Source organism: Pseudomonas sp. SDO5522_S412 (assembly GCF_054071215.1).
Genome location: NZ_JBSVWQ010000420.1, coordinates 1 through 2,017 on the forward strand (window position 1 = coordinate 1; position 2,017 = coordinate 2,017).

General features: G+C 59.6%; 2 protein-coding genes. One reads left to right on the plus strand and one right to left on the minus strand.

Annotation, left to right across the window (positions count from 1 at the left end; translation table 11 throughout):
* Positions 1 to 73 precede the first annotated feature (73 nt).
* On the minus strand, positions 74 to 1,324 hold the full coding sequence (kynU, locus tag ACW9I6_RS32205) for a kynureninase (RefSeq protein ID WP_457340236.1): 1,251 nt from the start codon (positions 1,322 to 1,324) through the stop codon (positions 74 to 76).
* 142 nt (positions 1,325 to 1,466) lie between these two features.
* On the opposite strand from kynU, the gene ACW9I6_RS32210 reads away from it, so the two are divergent.
* Complete coding sequence (locus tag ACW9I6_RS32210; RefSeq protein WP_003212305.1) at positions 1,467 to 1,940, plus strand: Lrp/AsnC family transcriptional regulator; 474 nt, start codon at positions 1,467 to 1,469, stop codon at positions 1,938 to 1,940.
* Positions 1,941 to 2,017 lie beyond the last annotated feature (77 nt).

Genomic DNA, 2,017 nt, shown 5'->3' on the forward strand with positions numbered 1-2,017 from the left:
AGTCAATACATCAGAGACTGATAGACCGCATTCGCGAGCAAGCCCGCTCCCACATTTTTTGCGCTGCGTTTACTCAGGTGACGCTGTGGCGAACCTTGAACTGCGGCTGGTCCCAGGTTTTCTGATCGAGAATCTCACCCAGGATTTCCACCGCATCCCACACTTCAGCAAAGCTGGTGTACAGCGGGGTAAACCCGAACCGCATGATGCGCGGCTCGCGATAATCACCAATCACGCCGCGAGCGATCAAGGCCTGGATAACCGCGTAGCCTTCCGGGTGTTCGAAGCTGACGTGGCTGCCCCGTCGGGCATGCTCACGCGGGGTGATCAGGGTCAGGTCGTGGGCGGCGCAACGGCTTTCCACCAACTCGATAAACAGGTCGGTCAACGCCAGGGATTTAGAGCGCAAGCTGGCCATATCGGTCTGGGCGAAAATATCCAGGCCACACTCCACCATCGCCAGCGAGGCAATCGGCTGGGTGCCGCACAGGTAGCGGGCGATGCCCTGGCTCGGGGCATAACGCGATTCCATGGCGAACTGTCGGGTATGCCCGAACCAGCCCGACAGCGGCTGCGTAACCACATCCACCAGCGCCGGGTTGACCCACACAAACGCCTGGGAACCCGGCCCGCCGTTGAGGTATTTGTAAGTGCAACCAATCGCATAATCGGCACCGGCCTGATGCAGGTCGATCGGCACCGCGCCCGCCGAATGCGCCAGGTCCCAGATCGCCAGCGCGCCACATTCATGGCTCAAGGCAGTCTGGGCCTGCATGTCGTACATGTAGCCGGTCTTGTAGTTGACGTGGGTGAGCATCACCACGGCCGTGTCCTGGTCGATGGCTTTCGGCAGTTCGTCCGGGCTGTTGACCAGGCGCAGGGAGTAGCCCTGTTGCAGCAGTTCGGTGAGGCCTTCGGCGATGTACAGGTCGGTGGGGAAATTGCTCGCTTCGCTGACGATCACCTTGCGGCTTGGCGCGCGTTCGCGTTGCACGGTCAGCGCGGCGCTGAGCACTTTGAACAGGTTGATGGAGGTGGTATCGGTGATCACCACTTCACCGTCGCGGGCACCGATCAGCGGTGCCAGGCGATTGCCCAGGCGCTGGGACAGGTCGGCCCAGCCGGCGCTGTTCCAACTGCGAATCAGGCCATTGCCCCACTCCTCGGCGATCACCGCTTGCGCCCGTTCCAGTGCCGCTACCGGGCGCGCACCGAGGGAGTTGCCGTCGAGGTAGATGACCCCGGCCGGCAAGGCGAATTGGTTGCGCAATGGCGCCAGCGGATCCTGGGCGTCGAGGGTCAGGCAATGGGTGCGGGTGGTCATGGTCAGTCCTGTTGTTGTAGTAACAATGAGCCAAATAATGAACGAAGCTTTAGAGAATTTTCGTGCAAAGTGGTGGGCAACAGGCTAATTAAGCTGTAGGAAATTCGAATTTAACCCCCAAACACGCGGATTTATTCTAACCATGATTCTCGACGCCACCGACCTGCGCCTTCTGCATTTCCTGCAACAGGATGGCCGTATCAGTAACCAGGAACTGGCGGAGAAAGTCGCCCTGTCGCCGTCGGCCTGCCTGCGGCGTTTGCGCCTGCTGGAAAGCGAGGGAATCATCAGTGGTTATCGGGCGGTGTTGAACGCCGAGCAGTTGGGGATTGAGCTGGAGGCCATCGTCCACCTGTCGTTACGCCAGGATGTGGAGGATTGGCACGAGACGTTTATCAAGAAGGTGCAAGGGTGGCCGGAGGTGGCCAGTGCGTACGTGATTACCGGGGCGAGCAATTATGTGCTGCGGGTGCAGGCGCGCAACCTCAAGCACTTTTCGGATTTCATTGTGAACCACCTGAACCGCACGGCGGGGGTGATGGATATTCGGTCGGAGATCGTGTTGCAGAAGATCAAGGATCGGGATGATCTGCTCGACCTGGTTGTTCGCAAATAGGCCAAACGATACAGCGCCAATGTGGGAGCGGGCTTGCTCGCGAAGGCGGAGTGTCAGTCACCGGAAATATTGACTGA